The 2729-nt window shown below is 49.4% G+C and carries 2 rRNA genes; both read left to right on the top strand.

Annotation, left to right across the window (positions count from 1 at the left end):
* Positions 1–2577: ribosomal RNA gene (locus KQI68_RS10220) — 23S ribosomal RNA — on the top strand; the annotation flags it as partial.
* Between the two features lie 33 nt (positions 2578–2610).
* A 5S ribosomal RNA gene (gene rrf, locus KQI68_RS10215) occupies positions 2611–2727 on the top strand.
* Positions 2728–2729 lie beyond the last annotated feature (2 nt).

The following is a 2729-nucleotide window of genomic DNA, read 5'->3' as shown; positions in this document are numbered from 1 at the left end:
GATGGGGAAAATATCTAGCCGAATAATCTGGGAAGACTAACCAAAGAAGGTAACAGTCCTGTAGGCGAAAGAGAAGATACCTATCACGAAAGAGTACCACGGAACACGAGAAATTCTGTGGGAAGACAGGGGGACCACCCCCTAAGGCTAAATACTACTTGGTGACCGATAGCGAACAAGTACCGTGAGGGAAAGGTGAAAAGAACCCCGAGAGGGGAGTGAAAAAGAATCTGAAACCTAGTGTTTACAAGCAGCGAAAGTGGCTAAGGCCACGATCGTGTACTTTTTGTAGAACGGGCCAGCGAGTTACGATCATTAGCAAGGTTAAACATTACAGATGTGGAGCCGCAGCGAAAGCGAGTCTTAATAGGGCGGAAGTTAGTGGTTGTAGACCCGAAACCGTGTGATCTATCCATGGGCAGAGTGAAGTTGAAGTAAAATTCAATGGAGGCTCGAACCGGGTAACGTTTAAAAGTTATCGGATGACCTGTGGATAGGGGTGAAAAGCCAAACGAACACGGAGATAGCTGGTTCTCCTCGAAATAGCTTTAGGGCTAGCCTCTAGTGGGAAGTGAAAAGGGGGTAGAGCACTGATTGGTTGCGGGGCATGCATATGTTACCAAAACCTATCAAACTCCGAATACCATATCACGCACTAGGGAGTCAGACTATGTGGGATGAGCTTCATAGTCGAAAGGGAAACAGCCCAGACCATCAGCTAAGGTCCCAAAATTATAGTTAAGTGGGAAAGGATGTGGAGTTACTGAGACAACTAGGATGTTGGCTTAGAAGCAGCCACTCATTTAAAGAGTGCGTAATAGCTCACTAGTCAAGTGACTCTGCGCCGAAGATAACCGGGGCTAAACTATATACCGAAGCTATGGAACGGAAACGTTGGTAGAGGAGCAATGTATGAAGGACGAAGCCAAAGGCGTAAGCCATGGTGGACATCATACAAGAGAGAATGCTGGCATGAGTAGCGAGAGGTGAGTGAGAATCTCACCCGTCGAAAACCCAAGGATTCCTGAGCAAGGCTCGTCCACTCAGGGTAAGTCGGGACCTAAGGCGAGGCTGAAAAGCGTAGTCGATGGACAACAGGTTGAAATTCCTGTACCGATACAATCGTTAAAGGAAGTGGGGACGCAGGAGGATAATAAGAGCGCCCAGTTGGTGAGGCGTGCAAGCGCAAAGGCTGGAAGATAGGCAAATCCGTCTTCCATAAGGCTAAAGCGTGATGCGGATCGAAAACAAGTAGAGAAGCTTATGACTCCACACTGCCAAGAAAAGCCACTACAAGAGAAGTATCGCCCGTACCGTAAACCGACACAGGTAGGTGAGGAGAGAATCCTAAGACGAGCGGAAGAACCTTTGTTAAGGAACTCGGCAAAATGACCCCGTAACTTCGGGAGAAGGGGAGCCCCTGTAACAGGGGGCCGCAGTGAAAAGGCCCAAGCGACTGTTTACCAAAAACACAAGTCTCTGCTAAGTCGAAAGACGAAGTATAGGGGCTGACACCTGCCCGGTGCTGGAAGGTTAAGGGAAAAAGTTAGCGCAAGCGAAGCTTAGAACTGAAGCCCCAGTAAACGGCGGCCGTAACTATAACGGTCCTAAGGTAGCGAAATTCCTTGTCGGGTAAGTTCCGACCCGCACGAAAGGTGTAACGATTTGGGCACTGTCTCAACAAAGGATCCGGTGAAATTGTAGTAGCGGTAAAGATGCCGCTTACCCACGACAGGACGGAAAGACCCCGTGGAGCTTTACTGTAGGCTGAGATTGAATTTTGGGATTAAATGTACAGAATAGGTGGGAGGCAAAGAAGCGAGTACGCCAGTATTCGTGGAGCCACCTTTGGGATACCACTCTTTTAATGCTAGAATTCTAACCTACCCCCATGAAACTGGGGAAGGGACACTCTCAGTTGGACAGTTTGACTGGGGCGGTCGCCTCCTAAAGAGTAACGGAGGCGTTCAAAGGTTCCCTCAGCACGGACGGAAATCGTGCGAAGAGTATAAAGGCAGAAGGGAGCTTAACTGCGAGACCAACAAGTCGAGCAGATGCGAAAGCAGGACTTAGTGATCCGGTGGTACCGAGTGGAAGGGCCATCGCTCAACGGATAAAAGCTACCCCGGGGATAACAGGCTTATCTCCCCCAAGAGTCCACATCGACGGGGAGGTTTGGCACCTCGATGTCGGCTCGTCTCATCCTGGGGCTGGAGTAGGTCCCAAGGGTTGGGCTGTTCGCCCATTAAAGAGGCACGCGAGCTGGGTTCAGAACGTCGCGAGACAGTTCGGTCCCTATCCGTCGTGGGCGTAGGAAATTTGAGAGGAGCTGTCCTTAGTACGAGAGGACCGGGATGGACGAACCTCTGGTGCACCAGTTGTACTGCCAAGTGCATAGCTGGGAAGCTAAGTTCGGAAGGGATAAGAGCTGAAGGCATCTAAGCCCGAAGCCCCCCTCGAGATGAGATTTCCCTCGAAAGATAAGACCCCTTGAAGAAAATGAGGTAGATAGGCTCAAAGTGTAAGTGTAGCAATACATTAAGCTAGCGAGTACTAATAGGTCGAAGACTTGACCAAGAAAAATAAGGAAGAAGATTAGTTTTAAGTTAATCTGGTGAGAATAGGATCATGGACACACCTGTAACCATACCGAACACAGAAGTTAAGCATGAATCCGCTGATGGTACTTGGCTGGAGACGGCCTGGGAGAGTAAGTTATCGCCAGTTTA

The sequence above is a fragment of the Peptoniphilus ovalis genome, from assembly GCF_018919265.1.
Taxonomy (GTDB): domain Bacteria; phylum Bacillota; class Clostridia; order Tissierellales; family Peptoniphilaceae; genus Peptoniphilus_A; species Peptoniphilus_A ovalis.
The sequence above is the reverse complement of the archived record's forward strand: the minus strand, read 5'-3'. Positions and strand labels throughout refer to the sequence as shown.